Genomic DNA, 24582 nt, shown 5'->3' with positions numbered 1-24582 from the left:
ATAGGAGAGGCTGTAGAGAAAATGGCAGAGTCAGAAATGCGATCGCTCAGTCAGATGGGAGCAATCTTAATCACTGAAGCAGTCAAATCTCGGCAAGGTGAAATACCAGCAGAAAACGACAAAAAAGATAAAGGTGCAGCATAACCTAATCACAGATGGAAGATATTTACAGTCGTTTCAATACGCTCACTCAGAAAGTGAACAGCCTTGAGTTACTAACCGGGACAATCGGCACAAGCCAAGCAGCCATCGCCCAAATCTACAGCAGATTAGACACCTTCGCAGAAACAACCAACAGTAATTTTGCACAAATTAGCCAACGATTTGACTGCGTTGAAACTGTACAAGCCGAACACTCTCAACAGTTTGCTGAAATTTTGCGGATACTGCGCGATCGCAATGGTGGGAGTGGACTATGACGATGCTATCTTCTGGCAATGAAATTGTGAAGCTAGGTTATGACCAATCACAATCTATAGTGGAGCGTCTAGATGAAGCAGAGCAAAAAATATTTGCTATTCGTCACCAAAGTCAACTTGATAATGAGCCACGGCTGATCGGCGAGATTAGCGCTACAACTTTTGAAGAAATTGAACGGCTAAGTACTGGAGAGCAACAGGACAATATTCCCACTGGATTTTATGATCTAGATACAATGCTTGGTGGTGGATTTCAAGGAGGTCAATTAGCTGTTGTTGCTGCTCGTCCATCGATGGGTAAATCGGCCCTAGGCCATCAATTCGCATACACGATTTCTCTCGCGCACGAAGCGCCAACTATGGTTTTCAGCCTGGAAATGTCCGCAAAGGAGATAAATAGAAGGTTTATAGCGTATGAATCAAGGATACCGACGAATTATTTGAAATCAGGCAAGCTTTCACCTACCCAATGGGTACCATTATCAGAGGAAATCGCCCGTGTCCATGAAGCAAAAATGGTAATTGATGATACAGCTAGCCAAACTCTAGTCAAAATCCGCTCTAAAGTTCGCACGGTGATTATGAAACATGGTTCGCTAAAGCTGGTTGTGATTGACTATTTGCAACTGATGGTTGATGAAGGTGAGAGACAATTGGCACAACGGGTCGGTGAACTCACACGCGGACTCAAGCTCTTGGCGCGAGAATGCGATGTACCAATTATTTTACTTTCGCAACTAAATCGTGGCCCTGAGACACGGACTAATAAACGTCCCATGCTCTCTGACTTGAGGGATTCCGGTCGGATCGAGGAAGACGCTGATTTAGTGTTGGGACTTTACCGCGATGAATACTACAATCCTGATTCACCAGATCGAGGTGTTGCGGAAGTGATAATTTTAAAAAACCGCAATGGGCAGACTGGCACAGTTAAGTTGCTGTTTTATGCACAGTTCACTTGGTTCAAAAATTTGGCACGTTTCTAAATCCCCGAATATTACGATGAACTAGAGGTAGTTCATGGTGATTCCTAGCGATCGCCCATATAAATTCCCAGATACGGGAAAAATCTCTGACAGTTAAGGGATGTGGATTTATTGCGATCGCTCTCTGTTACGAGTAATTACAAAGATTAATGGCCACAATTAAAGTTGATGAGGCTATCTGCATCGATAGCAGCGTTATGGTGGTATTTTACACACCTGCAAAATGCTGACAGTTCAGGATAATTAGTAGTACTGGTGAAGTTTTTGGGGAGGAGCGAATTTGCTATACTGCCCTTGCCGCAATGAACGCTGGGCGTACTTGGTTGGGGCTGCCAGGGATTTGATTATTTCCCGCAATCATCCCCGTACAGTACTTTTCAGTACCATCGGGGCTAAACCTAACACACCCACCTTGGGATATTCTCCAATGATCATAAATAGCAGTACCAACGGCTAAAATCACTGCTCCAACACTAGTGGCGACTAGTACTTTCTTCCATTTAAATCCTTGCTTCGGGGATTCATTTACCATTTACTATTTATCCACAAACTACTGTACTAGCATTTCTGCTGTAGCTATTTAACCGCTAGCAATGGTATGTTTTCATTCCCGAATGTGGGAATATCTCTCCCGATTAAAGCATTGAATCTCTAGCGATCGCTAATCAGGTCGGGGGGAATTTGGTCAATGGAGAGTATTGAGGTTCCCCATCAAATAAATGGCTACCAAAGATACGGATATAATTTGAGTATGAAAACATTTAGACTTGTAAACTTGTATACATGAAAACAATTGCTGTAGCAAGCGTCAAAGGTGGATGTGGCAAATCAACCCTCAGCATTCACATAGCTGTTGCTGCGTCACTAAAAGCTGGAGTCGTAGTGATCGTTGATCTAGATCCGCAAGCATCAACTATCTAAGTGGGCTGATTCAAGGCAAAAGGAATCCCCCACTGTAATTTCTTGTTAGGCATCAAGACTAGACAAGGTGCTGGAGGCTGCTAAAAACGAAGGAGCCAACCTAGTAATTATCGATACTGCCCCCCACTCAGAAAGTGCGGCTCTTGCAGCAATCCGCGCTGCTGATTTAATTCTGGTTCCCTGCCAATGTTCAATTTTGGATCTACGGGCAGTCAATGACACAATTGAGTTTGTGAATTTGGCTAGAAAAAAAGCAACCGTAATTCTGAATTGTGTTCCCACCAGGGGGTCGTTGGGTGATGAGGCCGCAGAAGCTATTCAAAGCTATGGTGTTGCCCTTGCCCCAGTAAAAATAGGGGAACGTACTGCATTTGTGCGATCGCTCACGGATCGATTATCGGCTCTGGAATATGAGCCGCGAGGTAAAGCAGCAGCAGAAATTTGGGATCTGTATAAATGGTTGTGCAAGCAGATTAAAATATAGACTTGTATACATCTCTACAAGTCTATATGGCTAATAAAAAGACCTTGAACCAAGCTTTGCAAAAGGCTTTAGAAGTCCCCAAAAAATCTACTGAGCAAGCACAGATTGACAGCAATCCAACTTCTGCAAGACCTCCCAGCCGCCAAGGTAAAAAAGCGATTACGGGTTTCTTCGATCCGGCAGTGTCGCGGCAATTGAAACAACTAGCTCTGGAGCAAGATAGTACAGTTCAGGCTTTGTTGGCAGAAGCTCTAAATAAATTATTTGAGGAATATGGGAAAAAGCCTATTGCTTAATTAATCCTCTGCTGCTTTCCAGTCAAATATCCCGATATCCCGATTGAAATAAATACGCCAAGGATCACCACCAATTATCACGCCTAATATAAGCAGCTTTTATGTTTCCAGCCTGAAACGTTGATTACTTGGTAAAAAACCATAGCTGCATAACCATTTAGATCGATAAGCCCAGCTTAACTCTCAATTATGATCACAAGCAGTAACGAAAGAATCAGCGTTTGAGTGCTATACACCGGAATCCTTAAAGTTTATCGGTGTATCCTCAAGGTAGAAATAGTAACCATTCCAGAGCATGAAGATCGATCGTCACGATCAAGCAAAAATCTTATCATCAAATGAGATCATTCAACTATTCACCCACGGATTTAAAACCGAACGCGATCGCGCTTTATTTGGGTTATGCCTTTACTGTGGGCTGCGAATTTCCGAAGCTTGCACCATGCACACCAGAGTCGCAATTTTCATACTTTCAATCTACTCGTCATAATCAGGCACACGCTTGTATACAAAGTCATGTTTAAACAGTTACTTTTGTCACTCACAGCCAATAGAAATATTTATGTAAAATTTCTAATGTAAAATTTCTAAAACTACATGCGCTCTCTACCCCGCATCGATTCGAGATACTGGTTTTGCCTTTGTGCCGCTAGCGTTTTCGGCACCAACACTGGCGACTTCGTTGGGGACGAACTACACCTCGGACACCTCGGCGGACTACCCTGGCTGGCTGGGCTATTCGCGCTAATCTTCCTACTCAACCGAATTGTCCGCCGGCCCACACCACTGTGGTTCTGGTCTGCCATCATCACGGTTCGCACGGCGGCTACCAACGTCGGGGATATGTTCCATGATTGGCACATCGACTTCGCGGTCTCCATACCGGTGGTTCTTGCGCTCTTTGTTTGCGCGGTCTGGGTCTACCGCCGATTTTTTGATGCGGTGACTACCTTGGGCGATACCGTCCGCGTAACACCGAGCTACTGGGTCTGTATGATGCTGGCTGGTGTCCTTGGTACCCTCGCGGGCGACTTCGCGTCCTTTCGGCTGCATCTCACGCCGCCAGGGGCCGCAGTGGTGGTAGGGGGGCTGGTGGCGATGACGCTCAGAATAGGCCGACGGGGGCAAATTCTCGCGCCAGCGCTCTACTGGATCACGGTGGCACTCATTCGCACGGCTGGCACTGCCGCCGGCGATGCCTTGGCCCACGCGTTGAGCCTGCCATGTAGCACCTTGCTCACCGGTCTTGCTTTCCTGGTTCCCGTCATCGCGTTCTACAAAACCAATCAGCTAACGGGACGGTTGAACGCGCCTCCCTTGCCGACCCAAAGTAAGGAACGGGACGGACACTTGCCGCCCGATGACTGAATCGACATGCCTTTATATTATGCAGCTTAAATGCCGATTAGCTTATCAAGGGACTTCTATTACACTTTTTTAGGCTTAAGGTTATTACGTGACTTTAGTCATGTTTAACAAATGACTTTTAGTATATAGAAGCTTTTAATTATTCAGAATATATTAGGGTATAGTGAGTCACATTCTCAGAGCCATTAATTCCCATCGTGCGCGGTCATATTTTATTAGTACTTAATTAAAGCTATATAAATATAGTGATTCAGATAAGTATTAATATTTATATTTTCTCACCAAGGAGAAAAAGAACGTTAATTAAAGTTTCTATCAAACTGATGTTTGATTTCTATACAGATTTCCACAAATCTATTTTTGAGAAATTAATTTGAGAATCCAAGGTTAATTATGAACAGAGCTTTTAGAAAATATCATCGTCAAATTGCCATAATCTTATGTTTGCCTTTGTTTCTGACTGTGTTAACAGGTATGTGCTTTACTGTTGTCCATGAATGGTTCCATCAACGTGAATTAGGCGAATTTATTCTACATATTCATACCTTAGAAATCATTCATTTAGAAAAAATCTATCCAATTCTAAATGGTTTGGGATTAGTTGCTTTGTTGATTACTGGCTTGAGTATGACAGGTTTATTTCGTAACCGCACAGATGGCACACAATAAAAACTTAGTTGATAAAAATAATTACTTTTGAATATAATATCAATAAAACTCCATGATCTAAATATTAGCCATAAGGAAGGTTTTTCAGGTTATTTTCACATCTGTTAGATTTTTAGCTTTGCTTATTAGTAATAATTTTTATAGAGCCTATAGACAGATATCCTATTAAGCTTTTATGTAAATAAAATTACTAACTATGAGTCCACTTCTTCAGATGAGTCACCAAATGCCTCAATTCCTTGTGGGTTCAGCCGTATCGGCTCAATAAATAGGGGGAGCCGAGAAAAATAAGGAATGTTGGGAGACAGAACATAATAAAATATGAGACATGACGCAAAAGCTAGATTCGAGTAAGAAAACGGGAAAAGAGATACTGCAAGCCATCGAGCCAAAAGAAATTGCAGACGAATCAATGCGTCGAACAATAAAAATATTACTGAACCTCATAGAGCAATTACAAGCAGAAGTAAAAGAATTACGAACAGAAAATCAACAGTTAAAAGATGAAAATAACCGCCTGAAAGGAGAAAGATGATGAACTCGGTTCAGGACCTTTTGGCTTCAGTGTGCTCTAGAAACGAAGCGCATATAACGTATTGGTGACTGACATTAGTGATTGTCATTATTTGTAAGTACTGCTTCTTACGAGACATTCTCCCACTTTTTGTGCAAAGTAAAATGGTATCGGCTCCCCCTATTTATTGAGCCGATACGCACAGTCCACAGAATTTTGCTTTGCTACGTCGTATTGCCCTGAATGTTTTGGAGCGCGAAACCTCTTTTCGCCGCAGTATTCGCCAAAAGTCTCGGCGAGCCGCGATGAATGATCAGTATATGGTTTCTGTTTTGGCTGCGGCTCTCCCAAACTCAACACTCTCCTAGAATCCACCTGTCAATAGGGTTTAAGACGCGCTTACCCTGCATTTTTTGTGGGTCAAGAGGCAAACGATGATGACGGTGAAATTGCCAGCGAGAAATCCATTAAAGCACTCCAAGCCGAAATTGTCGCATTGCGGAAAGAGATCCAAGCCCGTCCATAAGGTAGGAGGAAAAAAGAAAGAAAAGCCTTCTGTCTCTCTTGTTTAATTTTGTAACGATTTATATCGTAATGAATCAATTCAATCAATAAATCAAGCCATAGCCCCTTAGAGTAGTTGATAAGCAAAGTGATATGAAACCTTGTATAACAACATTAGTATAAAATTTAACCACTTGAAACTTTTTAAACAGCCTCTGAGGAGATTTAAGATGAACAGCCTCTTCTTTTTACCTGTTACTTTATTGTTAGGAATTTTGCTAGGAAATCTCTATTTTCGTGGCTTGTGGAGAACGGTACAAAAATTATCTACAACCCCAAACCCAATTCTGTTAACGTTAGGCAGCTTTTTTGGGCGATTAGCGATAGTGATCGCCGGATTGGCTTTCGTGCTAGCGATCGCTAAAGAGAACGCACCTTGGCATATGCTCGTTTGCTTAGGTGCGTTTATTTGGGTACGCAATCGCATTATTGAAACCCACATTTTGCACTTCAAAATGTCATACTTTAATACTTCAACAAATCTGACAAAAAACTGGTGACATTATGCAGAAATGGTCAAGGAGACTCAATGCAGATTAGTCCAGATGAGATCGTGTTTTGGAATTGGGGATTTGTGACGATTAATGCCACTTTGTTATTTACATGGATGATCGTGCTACTTTTGGGCATTGGTGCTTGGTTGGTGACGCGCAAACTATCCACTGATACGGAGCTATCCCACTGGCAAAACCTGCTGGAAGTCTTAGTTGTTAATTTACGCGATCAAATTCAGCAAACCAGTGGACAAAATCCCGATCGCTATTTGCCCTTTATCGGCACCCTATTTATTTTTATTGCTACCTCCAATTTATTAGCGATTGTTCCTGGTTATCACCCGCCCACTGCCTCACTATCTACCACTGCGGCCTTAGCGATATGTGTATTTTTTTCCGTTCCCGTTTTTGGTATCAGTCAGTCAGGAATCTGGAAATACCTCCACCACTACATAGAGCCAATTCCAATTTTATTTCCCTTTTATATAATTAGCGAACTTTCACGGACTTTAGCTTTAGCAGTACGTTTGTTTGGGAATGTGATGAGTGACGGCATGATTGGGGCGATTTTAATATCGATCGCGCCATTCTTTTTTCCAGCCATTATGCAGGGTTTAGGCTTATTGACAGGCTTAATTCAGGCATATATTTTCGCGGTTTTAGCAGTTGTTTATATTGGTTCTGCGAGTAATGAAGACTATGACTCAAAATGAATCGCTATCGCTTGTACTGGGAATTGTTGGCACTGTGTCAATCTTAACAGCAGGGCTGACTATGGCGATCGGCTCCATCGGACCAGCCCTTGGCGAAGGTAAATCTGTTGCTCAAGCACTCAGTTCCATCGCCCAACAACCCGACGCAGCAAATACAATTACCCGCACATTATTTGTGGGATTAGCATTTATCGAATCTGTGGCAATTTATTGCTTTGTAATCGCGCTCATTCTCCTATTTGCTAATCCATTCTGGAACTATGTGGTTGGTGCGATCGCCAAAGCAGGAGCCTGAGCAAGTGGAGATTAACTGGTTTACCTTCGGGGCGCAAATCCTCAACTTTTTTGTTTTGATATTTGTGCTGCAACGCTTTTTATATAAACCGATTATCAAGGCAATGGCACGCCGCGAGAAGACAATTTGCGATCGCTTGTCGTCGGCATCTGAACAAAAAGCAGAAGCAGAACAGGAGGTTAAGCATTATCAGGAAATACAACAGCAATTTACAGACCAAAAGACAGAATTGCTGACTCAAGCAAAATCAGAAGTGGAGGAAACCCGCCAAAAGTTGTTGAAAGAAATGCAGGAGTCGCTGGCGAAGGAGCGTTCGCAATGGCAAAGCAATTTGCAACGTCAGAAAGACTCTTTTTTGCGCGAAGTAGGCGATCGCACGATGCAGCAATTACAGGTAACAGTGCGGCGGGTGTTGACAGACTTGGCACAGTCGGATTTAGAAGCCCAGATTGCCAGGGTGTTTTTACAGAAATTGCGCGATTTGACCGAAACAGAACGAGCCGAATTAGTGACGACTTTAAATGCTTCCACAAAAGACAGCATTGCGTTGACAGTGGTTAGTACGTTCACGCTACCGACGGATATTGGTGCGGCGATTGCTACGGTTTTGCAAGACTATTTTGATGCGGTAGGTTCAGGCAAAATCGAACTGATATATAAAATTGAATCTAGTTTAATTTGTGGGATCGAACTGCGCGGCACAGGCTATAAGCTGGCGTGGAGTGTGGATGCTTATTTAGATACGATTACCGAAAATTTAGTTACGATTTTTGCAGCAGAAGCTGAAACAAATCAGAACTCAGAGGAGGAATGATGTGAAGCAGGAAGAAACTTTACAGACAGTTTTGCAAGATAGTTTTGCACTGTATACTCAAGTTCTCAATCAGCATGAAGCAAAATTGCGATCGCAGGAGATCGGAATTGTACAATCGATTGGGCAAGGAATTGCCAAAATCGCCGGTTTACCGAATGTACAGTCAGAGGAAATTGTCAGTTTTACTGGCGGTAGTCTGGGATTGGTGTTTAACCTCGATCCCGAAGAAGTTGGGGTAGTTTTGCTTGATTCTAGTGAGCAACTCCAGTCAGGTACAGAAGTGCGGCGCACTGGCAAAGTGCTTGATGTCCCTGTGGGCGACACGCTGCTAGGAAGAGTGATCGATCCCCTCGGTCGCCCCCTCGACGGTAAAGGCGTGGTGCGAACTTCCCAACGTCGTCCCGCCGAACGCGATGCCCCTAGTATCATGGATCGTGCGCCCGTGAATGTGCCTTTGCAAACTGGAATCAAAGCCATCGATGCCTTGATTCCCATTGGACGTGGACAGAGAGAATTAATTTTAGGCGATCGCCAAACGGGTAAAAGCGGTCTTGCCCTGGATACGATCATCAATCAAAAAGGCAAAAATATTCTCTGTATCTATTGTGCGATCGGACAGCGTAGTGCGGCTGTTGCCAAGATCATTGCCGACCTTAATGAACAGGGTGCAATGGCATACACGACAGTCGTGATGGCAGCAGCAGAAAAGCCACCAGGCTTACAGTATGTCGCACCTTATACCGCTACTGCGATGGCGGAATATTTTACAGATCAAGGGCGCGATGTCCTAATCGTTTACGATGACCTCACCAATCATGCCCGCACCTATCGAGAAATTTCTCTGTTAATGCGCCGTCCACCTGGACGCGAAGCCTATCCAGGGGATATTTTTTATATTCATTCGCGCTTACTCGAACGCTCTATACATTTAAACGCAAAACGAGGTGGTGGTTCCTTAACTGCGCTGCCGATTGTCGAAACAGAGGCACAAAACATTGCCGCATATATCCCGACTAATCTAATTTCGATTACCGATGGACAGATTTATCTTTCACCAATTCTCTTTCAAAAGGGAGTATTGCCGGCGATCGATATTGGGAAGTCAGTTTCGCGGGTGGGTGGCAAAACCCAACTCCCTGCATATCGCACTGTTTCAGGAGATTTACGTCTTTCCTATTCTCAATTTGAAGAACTAGAGGCTTTCTCTCGCTTTGGTACGCGCTTAGAAGAATCGACTCGCCTCACTTTAGAACGCGGACGACGGGTGCGTGAGATTCTCAAACAAAAGCAATATGCACCGATGCCGGCTGCTGTGCAAATAGCTGTAATGCTTTCGGTGACGGCAGCCTTGCTCGATTCCGTCCCGATCGCTGAAATTGCCATTGCAGAGGTTGCGATCGCCGAAGCCATATCCACTCAGTTAGCCGAACTTTGCCGACAAATCGAAAGCGGAGCCGTATTGAAGGATGCCGATCGCGATGCCTTACTAAAGGTTGCCAAAACTGCGATCGCGACAGTTGTAAAAAATACTAAAGATGTGAAGGATAACAAAGATACTAAGGGACTTCCAAATAAAAAAATATCCCAAAACTGAAGCAAAAATCCTCTCTATTTCTCCTCTCTCTGTGTTCTCTGCGTTTCTGTGGTTCGTTTATATTAAGGAGTAGCCATGTCATCCATTGACCTTCTGCAACGCCAAATCCACACTGCCCAAGACCTGCAAGCCGTGGTGAAAATGATGAAAGTATTAGCGGCGTTAAACATCCACCAATACGAACAGGCGGTTGCCTCCCTCGCTGAGTATAATCGGACAATCGAAATGGGTTTGCACGTAGTATTGAAGGCAGCACATACACATGATGCTTCCCTGCAACATGATAACGGCGATGGCTTCAAAACTTACTCACAATCCCTTTCGAGCGACCTTGGTCGTTGCGGCGTAATTATCTTTGGCTCAGAGCAAGGGATGTGCGGTCAATTCAACGAACAGATTAGCCATTATGCGATCGCTGAATTAGAGAAATTGCAGCTCTCACCTGAACATCTGGCGATTTTTGCCGTCGGATCGAGATTGATTTCCCATTTAGAAACCGCAGGTTATGGAATTGAGCAAACTTTTGCAATGCCAAGTTCTCTAACTGGGATCACATCAATGGTTCAAGAAATCTTGCTGCACATTGCCACATGGCGCGATAGTCAGCAAATTATCCAAATTTTCTTATTTTACAACCACTTACATTCCAATACGTTATGGGAGCCATATAAGCTGCAACTGTTGCCACTTGATAGCGAATGGCTACAACATATCGAAAGCCAAACATGGCGAGGTGTGAGCGAAGTCGAACCGCGGTCGCGGACTCTAGCAACTTTTACGATGCCGAGCGATGTTTTGGTTGCATCTCTATTACGACAATATTTCTTTATCTTGCTCTATCGTGCTTTTGGTGAGTCCCTCGCAGGTGAAAATGCTAGCCGTCTCGCTTCTATGCAAGTTGCCGAAAAAAACATTCAAGAGCGGCTGACAGAATTTACTAGTCAATTTCAGCAAAAACGCCAAACTGCAATTACAGATGAATTACTAGAAATTATTTCGGCCTTTGAGTTAAGCCATTAACAATCCGTAATCGACCTATAGAGATCGGGGACTCTGACCCGTTTTTTTAAGTTGAGCGGAGTCGAAACTTTAATTACGAATTATATGGAACCAGATATTAAATCATCTTCCCACTCAAATCATTCCCAAGAGCAAAATCTTGGTTCTATCCTCTCCGTGCGGAGCAGCATCATCGATATCCATTTTCCCAAACGCTTGCCATATATAAATAGCCAGTTACAAACAGGGAAAGGAGGTCATCTGTCCATCGAGGTGGTTTCACATCTGAGCGCTCAGGTGGTGCGGGGTGTAGCACTTGCCCCAACCGCAGGTTTGACACGCGGCGAGATTGTGATTGATACTCAGCACCCGTTACAAGTTCCCGTGGGCGATCGCCTTTTAGGGAGAATGTTAAACCTATTTGGCGAAGCGATCGATGAGAAAGAGGCGATCGCAGGTGGCGAATGGCGATCAATTCATGCTACGCCAATTGCAATGTCAGAACGAGTTACCAAAGCCGAAATCCTCAAAACTGGGATTAAAGCGATTGATTTGCTCACACCTTTGGAACGAGGCGGTAAAACAGGTTTACTTGGCGGTGCAGGCGTTGGTAAAACGGTGCTAATTACGGAAATGATCCATAACATGGTCAAGCAGCACCAAGGCGTAAGTTTATTTTGTGGGATTGGCGAACGCTGCCGAGAAGGTCTTGATCTATATCAAGAAATGGAAGCAACGGGCGTTCTCCCAAATGCAGTTTTAGTCTTTGGACAGATGAATGAAGCACCGGGAGTCAGATTTTGGGTAGGACATGCGGCGCTGACAATGGCAGAATATTTTCGCGATCGCTCCCAAAAAGATGTATTGCTTTTAATCGATAATATCTTTCGCTTTATCCAAGCAGGTTCAGAAGTATCGGGACTGATGGGGATATTACCTTCGCGGGTGGGCTATGAACCAACCCTCGCCACGGAACTTGCTCAACTAGAGGAGCGGATTTGTAATACATCGGCAGGGGCGATTACTTCCATTCAAGCGGTTTATGTACCTGCGGATGACTTCACCGATCCCTCTGCTGTCGCTGTGTTTTCCCATCTTTCAGCCGCAATTGTGTTGTCACGTAAACGGGCGAGTGAAGGGCTTTATCCCGCCGTGGATTTGATGGAATCGAATTCCAAAATGTTGATGCCTCATATCGTTGGCGATCGCCATTATCAGATCGCTCAAGCAGTCCGCAAAACCATCAGCACCTATGAGGAACTGAAAGATATCATCGCCATGTTGGGCTTAGAAGAATTATCACCAGGCGATCGCCAAGTCGTATCCCAGGCGCGACGTTTAGAACGTTTTCTCACTCAACCCTTCTTTTCGACTGCCCAGTTTACAGGTTTGACAGGGAAATTAGTAGAATTAGACGATGCCCTAGAAGGATGTGAACGCATTCTCAATGACGAGTTTGCTGATACACCGGAGCGATCGCTCTACATGATCGGCTCAATTGATGAAGTTGTAAAAGCTCCAAAAGAGGGCAAAAAATCATGACCGATCCATCCTCAGAAATGCGGTTCAAAGTTGTCTTACCCACCAAAATCCTGATGGAAACAGCCGCGATCAAAGTGATTGCAGAAGCGGAAAATGGGATGTTTTGCTTGCTACCTCACCATATAGATTTTGTGGCGACGCTAATACCGAGTCTACTATCCTTCGTCTCACCCCAAGGACAAGAACAATTCCTTGCCATCGATCAAGGAATTTTGATCAAGCATGGGGATGAAGTCACAGTTGCTACCCAAAATGCAGTCGAAGGTAGCGATTTGGGAATGTTGAAAAAAACCGTTGAACAGGAGTTTCACTTAATCGATGAACGCGAAAAAACAGCACGTTCTGTTTTAGAAAAGCTAGAGGTAAATACAATTCGGCACTTTATCGAATTAGGTGAATATCCATGAAAACCCCACCATTTCGTAAGTCTCGCTCCCAAACGCATCTTAACGCCAAGGCGATCGCTAATCAAGCACGCCGCAGACTTTATGCTCGCCAAGCAAAACCTCATGGTGGCGTTTTGTTTGGCTTAGGTTTTGTTGGCTTAGTTGGTTGGTCAGTGGTCGTACCAACTTTATTGGGAATGGCATTAGGCATCTGGATTGATTTTAAATTTCCCAATCGGTTCTCATGGACATTGGCACTGATGCTGGCAGGTTTAAGCATTGGTTGTTTGATGGCTTGGGAATGGGTATTGCAGGAACAACAACGCATGGCAAAAGATCAACCACCCGATGATTTTCCCAACCAGGAAGAGAGAGACTGAACCCAATGGCACGAAGATAAGTCCAAGATTTTCGAGACTTAACGGGAAAAGTCAGGGTTGTGAATCTGCTGACAGAATTAAATCAACAGGGTATTACGATTGCGATCGTTACCCATGATGCGTCGGTAGCTGCTCAAACGCGGCGGGTGATTCATATACAGGATGACGTGATTGTTGAGACAGAGAAACCTTAGAAATCTCTTGATGACAATTTATATTCTAATCAATCAATTCACCCATTAACTCAAACGGTAGTCGCTCAGAGTAGTACATGAGCAGAGTTGTTTATAAGTTAATGAACTATTTGCCATTTTAAAGATTGAGTATATCCGATGATAACTAGCCTAGCAAGGGATATAGCAGTCGCCAAAGCCGTTAGGACAAGTTGGCGGTAGACGCCTTCAACAGGATACATTGTGAATTTATCGTTGTTCTAAGCTTCCTGTCCGTTGCTATATCATTACTGCACGGCGGGAATCACACGCACCTCTTTTATATATAAATAGGATGTGTGTGTGTGTGTGTGATCAACATATCCCCTTGGCTTTATACCTAGATATTTAATCATGAGTCCCCGCTATTGGGTGTTAGGGATTGGGCATTGGGGCAATCGCTCCCAAAAGCTTACGTAAACTTTTGGCTTTAATGTAAAAATATTGACTACTAAAGCCTCTTGTTATTGCCACAATCTAATCAATCATAGTTCCCCTGTACTTACGTATTTTCTGGGACTTTACAAAATAAAGCTGTTAAATTTTACTCAAATTTTATTCAGCCTCAACCCCTAAAAGCTAAGAACTTTATAGCAACTTGAGTAAGCTATTGACAGCGTAACAACTCATTCTTACTTCTGGAAAATCAATGCGTACTAAAATAGCTTTTTTTTACACAGCAGCACTGACTCTCAGCATGATGTTACTAGCTGGACAAAAAGCAAATGCCGGACAACTCTATAACAGTTGGGACTACGGTATTGACTCTTTTAACGATGGCTCTGGCGGAGCCGTTTTTGACATCAAAGGTATGGCTGTCAAACAGTCAGGTGATAAAGTTTATGTTGCGCTGACTGGCGGTATGCCTTTGGGTGGGACAACCGACTCGGATGATTATTGGAATCCGGGTCACTCTGTCGACATTGGTTGGAGTGACTTGTTCTTTAACTTCTCAGGCCAAGACTTCCAGACTGCTAGCAATAACGGACAGTTATTTGGAGTCAAGTTTGCGGACTACGACAATGGCTTGTCAACGGGAGTTTATCAAGGAGTGACAGCCAAAAGTATAACTCAAGAGCATGGTGGCTACAGTAACTTGAAGTGGTATTATGACTGGGGTTGGGGTCAGAATAACACCCAAGGCACGGACTTAGCGACTGCACAAGATGTCTACAACTATTACTACCCGACTACAGTTGCTCAGAATCCAACTTGGGATAACACCCCGATTCTCAACGCCATTAGTAATGGTACGAAAGTCGGCAATATCTCCATGCTCAGTGACAGTCAGTTGAGTGCCGCAGGACTCGATTTTGGACATTTTTCTGCCACAGGAGATTACACTGTTGGGTTTGCATTTGACAAAGCGTTAATTGGCAGTGGCGACTATGTTAGCAACATTTTCCTAGAGTGTGGTAATGATGGAGATGCACTCAAAAGTAACTTCAAGTCTACTCCTGAACCGGATGCTGGCGCAGGCTTATTCATCGTCGGACTGGGCTTTGGGATAATTAAAATGCGTCAGCGTCGCAAAAGTTTATTAGCTTAAGGTTAAATACCACGCTTTCGTAATCTTAATAATCGTTGCGTGACTGTTAGATAGTTCTATAACAGTCACAGGGTTCTTGGATTTTCTGCAAAATTTTCTCTGAATGCGATCGCTCCCAAAGTATTTTTTGGCTCCCCAGGTTCCTGGTATCCCCACCATAAAAAAATCTCGCATCTCCGGTAGGCGATGCCTACGGCGGCAAGCTACGCACTGCTTACCCACGCCACAATCGCCTACAATCCCCCTTACTCCAGTCATAGCTAGCCTTTGCCAAACTCAACCTCTGCTTCATTAGGTTAATAATTAAAAGGCTTGCAATCCCTTTCTAAAATGTCAAATGGGTTCTATAGAAGGAGTTGAGAGAGTAAGCTCTTGTTCCCTTTTGTAAACAGGCATTAGTTCTTGTTAACCCAAGTATAGTACCCACTTGCTTACCAACAGTCATCCATTAAAATTACTACATATGGATATTAGAATCAGTTTCTATTATTAAAGCTTTTTCACCTCTAATACCACTATTGCCTCCTAATACTTCCGATTGATTAAAATCATTGTTCCATGAGTACATGATGTGATTACCATGCTGAAAAATATAGATTTTGTTTGTATGCCATACTAGCGATATGGATTTCCACATATCATGAGCACTAACTACCCAAGGAATCCATAAATCTCCGTTCCACCCACTCGAAGAATTTACGGTAAAAGTCTCTTGAGTATTTTCCCCATTTCTGACAGTAACGGGATATAATAATTCATTTGTGATTGTTTTAATGTTTGTTACATCTGACATAAGCTACCTCTATTTACAGTTAATTTGAAAATGATCCACCGATCTGAAACATTTGGGGATTTCCTGCTCTCAAGCTATCTAAACTACTTACCAAAGCAGATCTAACAACTCTCAGAATTTCTTCTCGCATACCAGGACGGGTATTTGCAGGTAGATATTGATTGTCTATAATTACACCAGCTATGGTATTACCACCTCTTTGAATTTGAATATTATGTGCATTAGGAGGAGGATTTTGAGCATCAATCCTAATGTTCGGGTGGTTACCGCTAGGATTAATAATTGTCCCAGGAAGATGATTTAAATCGTCATAATCAAGTTCTGTTATAGCTACTTGCGCTTCATGAATTAAGTTATTATTCAATTGACCTGGATTATTCATGGGATTGAGAGGCATGTTATTGAGCGCTGCAAAAGCAGGTGTTGAATCAAACACACCAACAATGATTAATAAAATAATCACTCTGCTTAAACACCTGAGAACAAACATTATTTAATTCCTTATTTTTTTTTGCTGATTACATTTTTACAATACTACATTGTGAAAATTTTCTTATTAATATAAGAAAATTTTAATTATACCAATACAAAAAATAAATATACTTATATTTTTGCTTTATAATCTAGAACAATTACAACTCTTGCAAAACAGTAAACTAAAAAGTTTTTCAGATAAGAGCGATTGTTAGAATGTTTATAGCTTATAATACTTAAAAACTAATCTGCAAATAACAAATCCAGATTACAATCGAAGTAGGTTGAGTACTTAAGATTTACTAAGTCTTAATAACTTAGTGTTAATAGCTTAAGACGGATAACTGATCTTAATCTTTTTGTTTAAGAGATATCAATCAATTATTTAAATAGCCGTGATAAAAATGAGTATCCCATTAGAACAAGTACAGTATACACCCTATACCGGCGATGGCGACATCGATTCATGGATTGCTCAAGCGTGTGCCATAATTGGGGTTAATTCTCAACCTTATTGGGACGCTGGCTACAAAACACTCACTTATCGTGAGTCCACCTATAACCCCAACGCGATCAACATTACGGATGACAACGCCGTCGGATCAATAGTCGCGGATGGAAACCCACAAGGTTGCTCGCGGGGTATAGCACAATGCATCCCGGCGACGTTTGCTAGCTATTATGCCGAGAATACATCGCTATCAATTTACGATCCAGTGGCAAACATCGCAGCATCAATGCAGTATATTATGGCAACATATGGTGTATCGTCAGACGGCTCTAACTTACAGGCAAACGTGCAACAGGCAGATCCGACCCAAGACCCGCATGGTTATTGAAAGTTAGTGATAGCCGTTGAGTTGTTCTCACATTTTAGACTCCCAAAACCTCTCGCTAAAACCGTTCGCTGGAACCAGATCGCCAAAAACATTATCAATAAACCAAAAAGTTTTTAAGATAGGACTTACATAACTGTCACAAGCAATGGTGCGGTATAGCTGCGCCATGCGCCAAACAACTAAGAGATGATGAAGACAGAATTACTTCAAGCCGAATTTAACCGGGGAGGAAAGCTTCAAAATTTGCTGTTACGTTACACTCATGAACTATTTGCCCAGGTTACACTCATGAACTATTTGCCCAGGTTACACAAACACTTGGCTGCAACAGTCACCCCTTCAGTTAACTAAATTTACTCAAAATTTTGATTAATTGCTGTAATTGCTTCAGTATAAGCATTTCAGCCAATTGCCTAACGCTATTTCAGCTTTTGATTATTGAGAATAATTATTAATAAAAGAATGGCTGTAAGCTTTGTGGTGTAAGCGTTTCAGCCAATTGCCTAACGCTCCTCCTTATATAGAAATAACTTCCCATGTAGAGCCGCGTTAGGTAATCTGAAACTCCAATAACCCTATCAACATTGTGGGTATTGTCCTTTGGGTTTTGGGCATTAGCCAGCGATCGCTAATGATCAACAAACCCTCGCTGCAAGACGCAACACAAGGGTTTTGAAGTGAGTAACGGGGCTATAAACTACATATCTGCATATTCAGATGTGAATTTTGTTGTTGTTAAATGATTGAATATTGCTATATATAAGAAAATAATTCTGGAAATATTGACAATAAGGTTGAAATTAACCATGAGTAAAGTATTTGTATATGCCGAGTATCAAGTATCTATTCCCTTCAGCCAAATTGATTGGGTTCCTGTGAATGTAGAAATGAAAAATTTTCCTGGTTTGAAATCCAAAACTTGGTTGAGTGGTGTAAATACTAATAGTGTTGGTGGGTTTTATGAATTTGATTCTATAGAGAATGCACAAAATTATATTAATAGCTTATTGATTCCCTTTGCACAACAAGTCAATGGAAATCTCACTGTCAAGCTTTTTGATGGTGATGTAACTAAAGAAGCTAGTACAGAGATGAATTCTCCCTTCTATTCGGCAGATTCTAATTAGGTCTGTCCGAAATGGGGTGAAAGTAGCGAGGATACTGTTGGGGAAGATGTCGGGAAATATGGTTTTTAGGTTATGCCAGGAAAAATCACTAAAGCATATCCCTCTTTTGTCACTCTAGGCAGAGGAAAAGTAGAAATAAGGGATATTGTAGTTTTGCAAAATCGAACGATTTAGATTATTGACAAGCATTTGAAGTTTAAAAAATCCCTAGATAATTTAGGAACTGTAAAGACTTTTAGCCAAGGTTTAATTAGGTTAAATAGTACAAATGGTTGAAGTATCAAACGGAGATTATTAAGAATACTATTCCAGCTATTACTTTTATCCCACCAAGGATGAGATGAAAAATTAGATTCAGATTGTGGTGGTAATTTTAGCAGTTGTTCTGAGTGCAGACTAACCAACAGATAGGCGCTCAAAACAATTTCCCACCATTTTTCTAATGGTGTAATGGTTGATGATTCTCTAGCCCTACAACTTTTCCTATTGACGGTAGAGTTTTACGTTTTATCTCGGATACCATACCCATGTGTAGGTACTTAAAAGCCTCAAAACTTCTAACCTCTGGGAATATGTTTTGATAAATTTGACAGTATTCATCTATAAAGTTGACTGTGGATATTGCCTGACGAGGCTTTACCATAATACAGACCTCAGTTCTGGGGTTTGCTCTTAATTATACTATGGCGAGAGTGACAAAAGAGGGTTAAGAAACAGCAAAGGATAGAAAGCAACAAGTGTTTCCCAACTGGCGAGACAGAGAGCTAAGAAGCTAGTACCGAATTGATTGTCTTGCTACTAAAACCAGTTGAGTAAGAAAACTTTGTCAATTTATATAATCAGGTGCAACCAAAGCGGGGTTTGAGTAGCAACGGATACTGTTGGCGAAAATGTTACAACCCACAGTAGAAAAGTATTACAACTTTCAACGAGTAACAACGAAATAAGCCTCTCAGCGTTTGCAACATCTTTGTTTGCTTTCTTGTATTACATTCGCCAACAGAATCCGGATCGCGGCTTAATGCCTTAATCTATTTCAGCCCCACAAACGGACTCTCTTCCACGTACAGTCGTTCTCCACTGCCCATTCCATCGAGCATTATGAGAATGAACAGCTACAGGGCATTTAACTTTTGCATTTTCATTGTTCCAGATGGGCCCAACTTTTATGTCGAAAACTTTAGAAACACCACAAACGGACTCTCTTCCGGGTACAGTCGTTCTCCACTGCCCATTCCATCGAGCATTATGAGATTGTGCAGCTACAGGACATTTAACTTTTGCATCTTCATTGTTCCAGATGGGCCCAGCTTTTACGTCGAAAGCAGAAGCTTGACTGCAAAAACTGAAAACAGTAGAACTACCAATAATAAATGTACCGAGAGACAGTAAAAATTTCTTTTTCATGGATTGCTGAGAATTGGTAGACATGATTTTTTATTTGAGAAAGTTAGGTTTACTTGAACATCAGGCTCAACTAGGACTACATGATTTTTGCTCTAAATTCCATAATTAAGGTAAAGATTTTATAACTAGTTTATGTTTCGGCTTGTAATTCATGCAGGCATCACCGTGCCCAACACCCGAAAAATCTCACCTCGTTCATCAGAATTAAGTAGTAGACTGTTCAGTAGATAAGCGTTCGCTTCAACGCAAGCCCAACGCATTTTCTACGAAAGCATATTTGAAATTATTCAGGTCTACTATAGGAATCATATTTGAGTTGTGAAACTTATCGAACCGCCAAGCCGCTAACTCTTAGAGAGGCTCCGCCAACGCGTAGCCTCTCGTAGAGAAGAGCGCCAAGAAAAGAAATAGAGAATTTCATAAATCATTTAGGACTGCTATAGCAAAATATTCTCAAGTTTAGGGAGATGAAAAGTATGGCTGAACAAGCATTTCATGACCAATTGAGTTTGGAGGAACAAGCCGAGAAACTTGGAAAGCAAGCAGTAAGTTTGCGTCTGATTCCCAGCTTTGTAGTACATTACTTTCCTGATACCTGGGTATTTTATATACCTAATGAAAGTCAATCAGAACCGCTGACACCAGAAGAAGCATACTTCCGTTTAAAGCAACTGGTTAAACAGTAGATATTTTAACAGCTAGGGACTGTAATCCTGAAGTAACAGTAGTTATGGCAAAACCTGCAATTTTAACCGTTGATGACGATCCAGAAGTTTTGCAAGCGGTGTCACGAGACTTGCGGCATCAGTATGGCGATCGCTTCCGCATTGTCCGCGCAGATTCCGGTATTACCGCTCTGGAGGCGGTGCAGCAACTCAAATTGCGGAATGAAGCAGTTGCTCTATTTTTGGTCGATCAAAGAATGCCACAGATGGGAGGTGTGGAGTTTCTAGAACAGGCAAAAAGCATTTTTCCTGATGCGAAACGTGCTTTGCTGACGGACTATGCAGATACAGATGCCGCTATTAAGTCAATTAATAGTGCCAAAATTGATTACTACTTACTTAAGCCCTGGAATCCACCAGAGGAACGACTATATCCGGTTTTGGATGATTTGCTAGATGACTGGCTAGCAGGATTTTACCCACCCTTTGAAGGGATTCGAGTCATTGGTAATCGCTGGTCGCCTTTTTCCCATCAGGTAAAAGACTTCCTGGCGCGTAACCAGATTCCTTACAAGTGGTTGGATATTGAACTGGAGCCGGATGCAGCAAAATTAGTAGAATACGCACAAACTGATTGCAGACAATCAATTGCCCTTGGTGCTGTTTGGAGATGGTTCCCGATTAATCCAACCATCTAATTTAGAGATTGCTGCCAAAATTGGACTGCAAACCCAGGCAGAGCGACCATTTTATGACTTGGCGATCGTTGGGGCTGGACCTGCTGGACTAGCCGCTGCTGTTTATGGCGCTTCTGAGGGATTGAGTACAGTCTTAATTGAGCGAGAAGCACCAGGTGGTCAAGCCGGAACGAGTTCGCGCATTGAAAACTATCTCGGGTTTCCTGTTGGCTTGAGCGGCAACGACTTGGCTAGGCGGGGAGTGACTCAGGCGCGGCGATTTGGGGTAGAAATTCTCACTCCTCAAATAGTCACCGGAGTTAGGTTGCAAGATCCTTATCGGGTTCTGCAATTGGCCGATGGTAGCGAGATTAGTTGCCATGCACTTTTAGTCGCAACTGGCGTTTCCTACCGTTGGATAAATGTCCCAGGAGCCGAAAAGTTGACAGGAGCCGGAATTTATTACGGTGCTGCCATGACCGAGGCGATGGCCTGTAGTAATGAAGAGGTTTACCTAGTAGGCGGGGCAAATTCTGCCGGACAAGCAGCAATGCATTTTTCTAAGTATGCCAAAAAAGTGATTATGTTGGTGCGGGGTGAGTCTCTTTCATTGACTATGTCCCAATATTTAATTGACCAGATTGCGGCCACTGCAAATATTAAAGTTTGCACAGGTTGCAACGTTGTGGAAGTAAAGGGAGATGAACATTTAGAAGCAATTGCGATCGCTCATACCAAGACTGGACAAATCGAAACCGTGCCAGCGCGATCACTTTTTATCTTCATTGGTGCTATCCCCAAAACTGATTGGCTTGATGGTGTTATTCAACGCGATGCTCAGGGGTTTATCATCACAGGCCCCGACTTAATAAATAATCGCAAATCTCCTCCAGGTTGGCATTTAGAACGCTCTCCTTTCTTGCTAGAAACCAATGTTCCTGGCATCTTTGCAGCCGGAGATGTGCGAGCCGGGTCAATTAAGCGGGTAGCATCCGGTGTGGGTGAAGGTTCGATCGCGATTCAATTTGTTCACCGCTATTTGAGCAATGTTTAGCTGAAACAGGAAAAACGAAGGAGGTTGATTCATGTTGTGTATTGAAGAATTGATCGACTTAGACCCGTTTCAAGAGCTTTCTCAAGAGTAATTGGAGTGGGTTTGCGATCGCGCTCAAACAGTTGAACTGGGGGTAGGAGAAGTGTTGACCCATGAGGGAGATCCGGGACGCGGCTTATTTATCCTAGTCAAAGGTAAAATGAATCTTACCCGGCGCAGTGAAGGAGTTGAAATTCCCATCGGGCAGCATGAAGCCCCATCCTTTTTTGGTGAAATTCCAGTCCTCACAGATGAACCAGTACCTGTGACAGTGCGGGCATTGACAAATTGCCACCTCTATGAAATTAGAGCAGAAGATTTTCGGAAACTGCTACATGAATCTCGTGATTTTGAGCGGATGGTTTTCCGCATTATGGAACGTCATCTGCGGGGACTAGAGTCCTTTATTCGGGGACGGGAAAAGATGGCAGCTTTAGGGACACTTGCCGCCGGTTTAGCTCATGAACTTAACAACCCCGCTTCAGCCCTCGTTCGGACTTTAGAAGAAATGCCAGCCGCTATTTTGGAGTTACAACGAATGAATTTAGTTTATGGGCAACGTAATGTTGACCAAGACCATACTCAAAACTGGCTGGGAGTAAGGGATCTGGGCTATGATACGATTTTAAATAACCGTTTAGATCCGGTGACACTAAGCGATCGCGAAACCGTATTGTTGGAATGGTTAGAAGATTATGGTGTCAAGCAAGCATGGAAATTAGCAGAACCTCTAGCGGAAGGCGGTGTTGAGGTTGAAACCTTAGATCAACTCATGGAACGTTGGCGCAATGACAATACTGAATTGCGAGAAATGGGATTGCACTGGCTATCACTCTCCTTTGAAGTCATATCAATGATTAAACATGGTTTGCGAGGAGCCGAGAAGATTTCTGAACTTGTACAAGCAATGAAGTCTTATACTTACCTCGATCAAGGAATTCAGCAAGAAGTAAATGTGCATCAAGGTTTAGAAGATACATTGCGATTGTTTGCTTATCAACTCAAGTGCGGCATCCAAGTACAACGCAATTACGATCGACATATTCCTAAAATCCTTGCCTATGGTAGCGAACTGAATCAGTTGTGGACTAACTTAATTGACAACGCTATTGATGCAATGGATGGTAAGGGATTGCTGGAAATTACAACCCACCATTGCGATCGCTTTGCCTATATTGACATCATTGATTCTGGTAGTGGAATTCCACCTGAAATTAAAACCCGCATTTTTGAACCTTTCTTTACCACTAAATCAGTAGGGCGTGGTTCAGGACTCGGTTTAGAAACCGTTCGCCGGATTGTCGAAAATCGCCATCATGGTACGCTCTCATTTGAGTCGCGGCCAGGCAGAACTTGTTTCACTATTCGCTTACCCTTGTCAATTCAAGGTGGGTGAAGCACCAATACTTTTCGGTTAAGGCAAGAAACGCGATAAATCGCCGTCTTTAGGCGTCACCGTGCCGAAACGGGTAATTTGTACCCCACATTCCGCAAATATTAAAGCGAATTTAATAATTATAAAATTGAAGAGACTCAAGCCTGAAATGATACCAAGTTGCAAAAGATAGTATTGTTACATTCCGTTATATTGAACATAGCAAAGAAAATCCTACTTCTCCCTTAACAGTGAGGGGGTTATTCATCAGCCACTGACAACGCGAAATTAAGGCAGTCTCTAGAGCATCAAGGTTATCAAACACCTTGTTTGCCAATAGCTCACTGTAATATGTGGGTAATCTGTGAATAGTTAATCGGACTTTTTAGCGCGATCATTCTCAAGATATTTTAAAAAATCTTGCGTGGGTTCAAAGGCGATCGCTCCCAAAGTTTTCGCTGATTGGTCGCGGGAAAATATTGCATCCTTGGTGCGATCGCTCAAAGGCATTTATTTTTCTTGGTGGTCGTCATCCGTGAGCGTGAATTTTGTGAGATGACTTTAGGGGTTCCGGACTGTGGTCGTCATCCGTGAGCGTGCGTTTTGTGAGATGACTTTAGGCATCGCCAGCTACCAAGATTTACATTATCGCTATGGGATGAAGACAGCAGTGAACGCCGCGTTTTGGTGGGATGCACCCACAGACCGACGCTCACGGCAGGAGTTGGAATTAAGCCTGATTTTGAAGTGGCGATCGCCTTTTAATAAAGAAAACTGGGAGCGCTGGGGGCAACCGTTTGGGTAGGAAAAAAAGAACTTAATTAAATATTGCTGTATTCTTATAGTCAGTGTTTTAACTGCTAAATACCCAATTAATTATGCATCGCTCATACACTGCATGGTTTGTGACAGTGGTCTTGGCTTTAATTGGTT

Annotated in this window: 29 protein-coding genes and 6 pseudogenes; 27 read left to right on the top strand and 8 right to left on the bottom strand. The window is 42.7% G+C overall.

Annotated features, from left to right (window positions below):
• Window positions 1–155: 155 nt before the first annotated feature.
• A complete protein-coding gene (locus tag V7K15_RS10170) occupies window positions 156–419 on the top strand; it encodes a hypothetical protein (RefSeq protein WP_334905320.1) in 264 nt (87 codons plus the stop codon).
• Window positions 416–1405, top strand: a complete 990-nt coding sequence (locus V7K15_RS10165; protein ID WP_334905318.1) for a replicative DNA helicase — start codon at window positions 416–418, stop codon at window positions 1403–1405. Before V7K15_RS10170 ends, V7K15_RS10165 begins: the two co-directional genes overlap by 4 nt.
• Window positions 1406–1688: 283 nt before the next feature.
• Here the strand turns inward: V7K15_RS10165 and V7K15_RS10160 are convergent, their stop codons facing one another.
• Window positions 1689–1937, bottom strand: a complete 249-nt coding sequence (locus V7K15_RS10160) for a hypothetical protein (RefSeq protein WP_334905316.1) — start codon at window positions 1935–1937, stop codon at window positions 1689–1691.
• A 251-nt stretch (window positions 1938–2188) separates the two neighbouring features.
• On the opposite strand from V7K15_RS10160, the gene V7K15_RS10155 reads away from it, so the two are divergent.
• The 19 genes and pseudogenes from V7K15_RS10155 (at window position 2189) to V7K15_RS10065 (ending at window position 15199) form a co-directional block, all read left to right on the top strand.
• Window positions 2189–2326 (top strand): ParA family protein, encoded by a 138-nt coding sequence (locus tag V7K15_RS10155; RefSeq protein WP_334905314.1) that lies wholly within the window; start codon window positions 2189–2191, stop codon window positions 2324–2326.
• A 67-nt stretch (window positions 2327–2393) separates the two neighbouring features.
• On the top strand, window positions 2394–2810 hold the full coding sequence (locus V7K15_RS10150) for a ParA family protein (protein WP_334905312.1): 417 nt from the start codon (window positions 2394–2396) through the stop codon (window positions 2808–2810).
• 26 nt (window positions 2811–2836) lie between these two features.
• The gene (locus V7K15_RS10145; protein WP_334905310.1) at window positions 2837–3106 is read left to right on the top strand and encodes a ribbon-helix-helix domain-containing protein; all 270 of its coding nucleotides are present in this window, start codon (window positions 2837–2839) and stop codon (window positions 3104–3106) included.
• Window positions 3107–3703: 597 nt separating this feature from the next.
• Window positions 3704–3823, top strand: a pseudogene (locus tag V7K15_RS29950) (hypothetical protein); the annotation flags it as partial.
• 126 nt (window positions 3824–3949) lie between these two features.
• Window positions 3950–4474, top strand: a complete 525-nt coding sequence (locus V7K15_RS10135; RefSeq protein WP_334905306.1) for a hypothetical protein — start codon at window positions 3950–3952, stop codon at window positions 4472–4474.
• Between the two features lie 393 nt (window positions 4475–4867).
• A complete protein-coding gene (locus V7K15_RS10130; RefSeq protein WP_334905304.1) occupies window positions 4868–5143 on the top strand; it encodes a peptidase in 276 nt (91 codons plus the stop codon).
• Between the two features lie 328 nt (window positions 5144–5471).
• On the top strand, window positions 5472–5678 hold the full coding sequence (locus V7K15_RS10125; RefSeq protein ID WP_334905302.1) for a hypothetical protein: 207 nt from the start codon (window positions 5472–5474) through the stop codon (window positions 5676–5678).
• Between the two features lie 179 nt (window positions 5679–5857).
• A pseudogene (locus V7K15_RS10120) lies at window positions 5858–6025 on the top strand (ISAs1 family transposase); the annotation flags it as partial.
• A gap of 366 nt (window positions 6026–6391) precedes the next feature.
• Window positions 6392–6721 carry an ATP synthase subunit I gene (locus V7K15_RS10115; protein ID WP_334905300.1) on the top strand — a complete coding sequence of 110 codons (330 nt, stop codon included), beginning with the start codon at window positions 6392–6394 and terminating at the stop codon, window positions 6719–6721.
• Window positions 6722–6750: 29 nt separating this feature from the next.
• A complete protein-coding gene (locus tag V7K15_RS10110; RefSeq protein ID WP_334905298.1) occupies window positions 6751–7428 on the top strand; it encodes a F0F1 ATP synthase subunit A in 678 nt (225 codons plus the stop codon).
• Complete coding sequence (locus tag V7K15_RS10105) at window positions 7415–7723, top strand: F0F1 ATP synthase subunit C (protein ID WP_334905296.1); 309 nt, start codon at window positions 7415–7417, stop codon at window positions 7721–7723. Before V7K15_RS10110 ends, V7K15_RS10105 begins: the two co-directional genes overlap by 14 nt.
• Window positions 7668–8537, top strand: a complete 870-nt coding sequence (locus tag V7K15_RS10100; RefSeq protein WP_334905295.1) for a F0F1 ATP synthase subunit B family protein — start codon at window positions 7668–7670, stop codon at window positions 8535–8537. Before V7K15_RS10105 ends, V7K15_RS10100 begins: the two co-directional genes overlap by 56 nt.
• Window position 8538: 1 nt before the next feature.
• Window positions 8539–10131: an alternate F1F0 ATPase, F1 subunit alpha gene (locus tag V7K15_RS10095; protein WP_334905294.1), complete on the top strand. Its 1593-nt coding sequence runs from the start codon at window positions 8539–8541 to the stop codon at window positions 10129–10131.
• Between the two features lie 75 nt (window positions 10132–10206).
• Entirely contained in the window at window positions 10207–11151 is a 945-nt protein-coding gene (locus V7K15_RS10090; RefSeq protein ID WP_334905292.1) for a F0F1 ATP synthase subunit gamma, read from the top strand.
• A gap of 84 nt (window positions 11152–11235) precedes the next feature.
• Complete coding sequence (atpD, locus tag V7K15_RS10085) at window positions 11236–12672, top strand: F0F1 ATP synthase subunit beta (RefSeq protein ID WP_334905290.1); 1437 nt, start codon at window positions 11236–11238, stop codon at window positions 12670–12672.
• The gene (locus V7K15_RS10080) at window positions 12669–13079 is read left to right on the top strand and encodes a F0F1 ATP synthase subunit epsilon (protein WP_334905288.1); all 411 of its coding nucleotides are present in this window, start codon (window positions 12669–12671) and stop codon (window positions 13077–13079) included. The genes atpD and V7K15_RS10080 overlap by 4 nt, the downstream gene beginning before the upstream one ends.
• On the top strand, window positions 13076–13438 hold the full coding sequence (locus V7K15_RS10075) for an AtpZ/AtpI family protein (RefSeq protein WP_334905286.1): 363 nt from the start codon (window positions 13076–13078) through the stop codon (window positions 13436–13438). The genes V7K15_RS10080 and V7K15_RS10075 overlap by 4 nt, the downstream gene beginning before the upstream one ends.
• A 56-nt stretch (window positions 13439–13494) precedes the next feature.
• A pseudogene (locus V7K15_RS10070) lies at window positions 13495–13632 on the top strand (macrolide ABC transporter ATP-binding protein); the annotation flags it as partial.
• A gap of 667 nt (window positions 13633–14299) precedes the next feature.
• Window positions 14300–15199, top strand: a complete 900-nt coding sequence (locus V7K15_RS10065; RefSeq protein ID WP_334905284.1) for an XDD3 family exosortase-dependent surface protein — start codon at window positions 14300–14302, stop codon at window positions 15197–15199.
• Here the strand turns inward: V7K15_RS10065 and V7K15_RS10060 are convergent.
• The 3 genes from V7K15_RS10060 to V7K15_RS10050 form a co-directional block, all read right to left on the bottom strand.
• Entirely contained in the window at window positions 15191–15457 is a 267-nt protein-coding gene (locus V7K15_RS10060) for a hypothetical protein (RefSeq protein ID WP_334905282.1), read from the bottom strand. The two genes, V7K15_RS10065 and V7K15_RS10060, sit on opposite strands and share 9 nt — an antisense overlap.
• Window positions 15458–15656: 199 nt before the next feature.
• Window positions 15657–15992, bottom strand: a complete 336-nt coding sequence (locus tag V7K15_RS10055; protein ID WP_334905280.1) for a hypothetical protein — start codon at window positions 15990–15992, stop codon at window positions 15657–15659.
• 19 nt (window positions 15993–16011) lie between these two features.
• On the bottom strand, window positions 16012–16455 hold the full coding sequence (locus tag V7K15_RS10050) for a hypothetical protein (protein ID WP_334905278.1): 444 nt from the start codon (window positions 16453–16455) through the stop codon (window positions 16012–16014).
• A gap of 415 nt (window positions 16456–16870) precedes the next feature.
• Between V7K15_RS10050 and V7K15_RS10045 the strand changes: the two genes are divergently transcribed.
• Window positions 16871–17305: a transglycosylase SLT domain-containing protein gene (locus tag V7K15_RS10045; protein WP_334905276.1), complete on the top strand. Its 435-nt coding sequence runs from the start codon at window positions 16871–16873 to the stop codon at window positions 17303–17305.
• A gap of 806 nt (window positions 17306–18111) precedes the next feature.
• The gene (locus V7K15_RS10040; RefSeq protein WP_334905272.1) at window positions 18112–18432 is read left to right on the top strand and encodes a YdhR family protein; all 321 of its coding nucleotides are present in this window, start codon (window positions 18112–18114) and stop codon (window positions 18430–18432) included.
• Window positions 18433–18546: 114 nt separating this feature from the next.
• Here the strand turns inward: V7K15_RS10040 and V7K15_RS10035 are convergent.
• The 3 genes and pseudogenes from V7K15_RS10035 to V7K15_RS10025 all read right to left on the bottom strand — a co-directional run.
• Window positions 18547–18875 (bottom strand): annotated as a pseudogene (locus tag V7K15_RS10035) (IS701 family transposase); the annotation flags it as partial.
• Window positions 18875–19075 (bottom strand): annotated as a pseudogene (locus V7K15_RS10030) (IS701 family transposase); the annotation flags it as partial. The pseudogenes V7K15_RS10030 and V7K15_RS10035, both read right to left, overlap by 1 nt.
• 383 nt (window positions 19076–19458) lie before the next feature.
• Window positions 19459–19863, bottom strand: a complete 405-nt coding sequence (locus tag V7K15_RS10025; protein ID WP_334905270.1) for a mannan-binding lectin — start codon at window positions 19861–19863, stop codon at window positions 19459–19461.
• A gap of 452 nt (window positions 19864–20315) precedes the next feature.
• Between V7K15_RS10025 and V7K15_RS10020 the strand changes: the two genes are divergently transcribed.
• The 3 genes and pseudogenes from V7K15_RS10020 (at window position 20316) to V7K15_RS10010 (ending at window position 23670) form a co-directional block, all read left to right on the top strand.
• Complete coding sequence (locus V7K15_RS10020; RefSeq protein WP_334905268.1) at window positions 20316–20525, top strand: hypothetical protein; 210 nt, start codon at window positions 20316–20318, stop codon at window positions 20523–20525.
• A gap of 44 nt (window positions 20526–20569) precedes the next feature.
• Window positions 20570–22235, top strand: a pseudogene (locus V7K15_RS10015) (FAD-dependent oxidoreductase).
• A gap of 91 nt (window positions 22236–22326) precedes the next feature.
• Window positions 22327–23670, top strand: coding sequence for a sensor histidine kinase (locus tag V7K15_RS10010; protein WP_334905266.1), 1344 nt, complete (start codon window positions 22327–22329; stop codon window positions 23668–23670).
• A gap of 351 nt (window positions 23671–24021) precedes the next feature.
• Here the strand turns inward: V7K15_RS10010 and V7K15_RS10005 are convergent, their stop codons facing one another.
• Complete coding sequence (locus tag V7K15_RS10005) at window positions 24022–24159, bottom strand: hypothetical protein (RefSeq protein ID WP_334905264.1); 138 nt, start codon at window positions 24157–24159, stop codon at window positions 24022–24024.
• 67 nt (window positions 24160–24226) lie between these two features.
• Between V7K15_RS10005 and V7K15_RS10000 the strand changes: the two genes are divergently transcribed.
• A complete protein-coding gene (locus V7K15_RS10000) occupies window positions 24227–24454 on the top strand; it encodes a hypothetical protein (protein WP_334905262.1) in 228 nt (75 codons plus the stop codon).
• Window positions 24455–24582 lie beyond the last annotated feature (128 nt).

This window comes from Nostoc sp., from assembly GCF_036919815.1.
GTDB lineage: Bacteria > Cyanobacteriota > Cyanobacteriia > Cyanobacteriales > Nostocaceae > Nostoc.
This window is presented reverse-complemented; position numbering and strand designations above follow the sequence as displayed.

What these genes read in the sequence shown, in the direction of transcription:
- V7K15_RS10170 (WP_334905320.1), top strand. Translation starts at nt 156, where the DNA reads ATGGAAGATATTTACAGTCGTTTCAATACGCTCACTCAGAAAGTGAAC.
- V7K15_RS10165 (WP_334905318.1), top strand. Translation starts at nt 416, where the DNA reads ATGACGATGCTATCTTCTGGCAATGAAATTGTGAAGCTAGGTTATGAC.
- V7K15_RS10160 (WP_334905316.1), bottom strand. Translation starts at nt 1,937, where the DNA reads ATGGTAAATGAATCCCCGAAGCAAGGATTTAAATGGAAGAAAGTACTA.
- V7K15_RS10155 (WP_334905314.1), top strand. Translation starts at nt 2,189, where the DNA reads ATGAAAACAATTGCTGTAGCAAGCGTCAAAGGTGGATGTGGCAAATCA.
- V7K15_RS10145 (WP_334905310.1), top strand. Translation starts at nt 2,837, where the DNA reads ATGGCTAATAAAAAGACCTTGAACCAAGCTTTGCAAAAGGCTTTAGAA.
- V7K15_RS10135 (WP_334905306.1), top strand. Translation starts at nt 3,950, where the DNA reads ATGTTCCATGATTGGCACATCGACTTCGCGGTCTCCATACCGGTGGTT.
- V7K15_RS10130 (WP_334905304.1), top strand. Translation starts at nt 4,868, where the DNA reads ATGAACAGAGCTTTTAGAAAATATCATCGTCAAATTGCCATAATCTTA.
- V7K15_RS10125 (WP_334905302.1), top strand. Translation starts at nt 5,472, where the DNA reads ATGACGCAAAAGCTAGATTCGAGTAAGAAAACGGGAAAAGAGATACTG.
- V7K15_RS10115 (WP_334905300.1), top strand. Translation starts at nt 6,392, where the DNA reads ATGAACAGCCTCTTCTTTTTACCTGTTACTTTATTGTTAGGAATTTTG.
- V7K15_RS10110 (WP_334905298.1), top strand. Translation starts at nt 6,751, where the DNA reads ATGCAGATTAGTCCAGATGAGATCGTGTTTTGGAATTGGGGATTTGTG.
- V7K15_RS10105 (WP_334905296.1), top strand. Translation starts at nt 7,415, where the DNA reads ATGACTCAAAATGAATCGCTATCGCTTGTACTGGGAATTGTTGGCACT.
- V7K15_RS10090 (WP_334905292.1), top strand. Translation starts at nt 10,207, where the DNA reads ATGTCATCCATTGACCTTCTGCAACGCCAAATCCACACTGCCCAAGAC.
- atpD (WP_334905290.1), top strand. Translation starts at nt 11,236, where the DNA reads ATGGAACCAGATATTAAATCATCTTCCCACTCAAATCATTCCCAAGAG.
- V7K15_RS10080 (WP_334905288.1), top strand. Translation starts at nt 12,669, where the DNA reads ATGACCGATCCATCCTCAGAAATGCGGTTCAAAGTTGTCTTACCCACC.
- V7K15_RS10075 (WP_334905286.1), top strand. Translation starts at nt 13,076, where the DNA reads ATGAAAACCCCACCATTTCGTAAGTCTCGCTCCCAAACGCATCTTAAC.
- V7K15_RS10065 (WP_334905284.1), top strand. Translation starts at nt 14,300, where the DNA reads ATGCGTACTAAAATAGCTTTTTTTTACACAGCAGCACTGACTCTCAGC.
- V7K15_RS10060 (WP_334905282.1), bottom strand. Translation starts at nt 15,457, where the DNA reads ATGACTGGAGTAAGGGGGATTGTAGGCGATTGTGGCGTGGGTAAGCAG.
- V7K15_RS10055 (WP_334905280.1), bottom strand. Translation starts at nt 15,992, where the DNA reads ATGTCAGATGTAACAAACATTAAAACAATCACAAATGAATTATTATAT.
- V7K15_RS10045 (WP_334905276.1), top strand. Translation starts at nt 16,871, where the DNA reads ATGAGTATCCCATTAGAACAAGTACAGTATACACCCTATACCGGCGAT.
- V7K15_RS10040 (WP_334905272.1), top strand. Translation starts at nt 18,112, where the DNA reads ATGAGTAAAGTATTTGTATATGCCGAGTATCAAGTATCTATTCCCTTC.
- V7K15_RS10025 (WP_334905270.1), bottom strand. Translation starts at nt 19,863, where the DNA reads ATGTCTACCAATTCTCAGCAATCCATGAAAAAGAAATTTTTACTGTCT.
- V7K15_RS10020 (WP_334905268.1), top strand. Translation starts at nt 20,316, where the DNA reads ATGGCTGAACAAGCATTTCATGACCAATTGAGTTTGGAGGAACAAGCC.
- V7K15_RS10005 (WP_334905264.1), bottom strand. Translation starts at nt 24,159, where the DNA reads ATGCCTTTGAGCGATCGCACCAAGGATGCAATATTTTCCCGCGACCAA.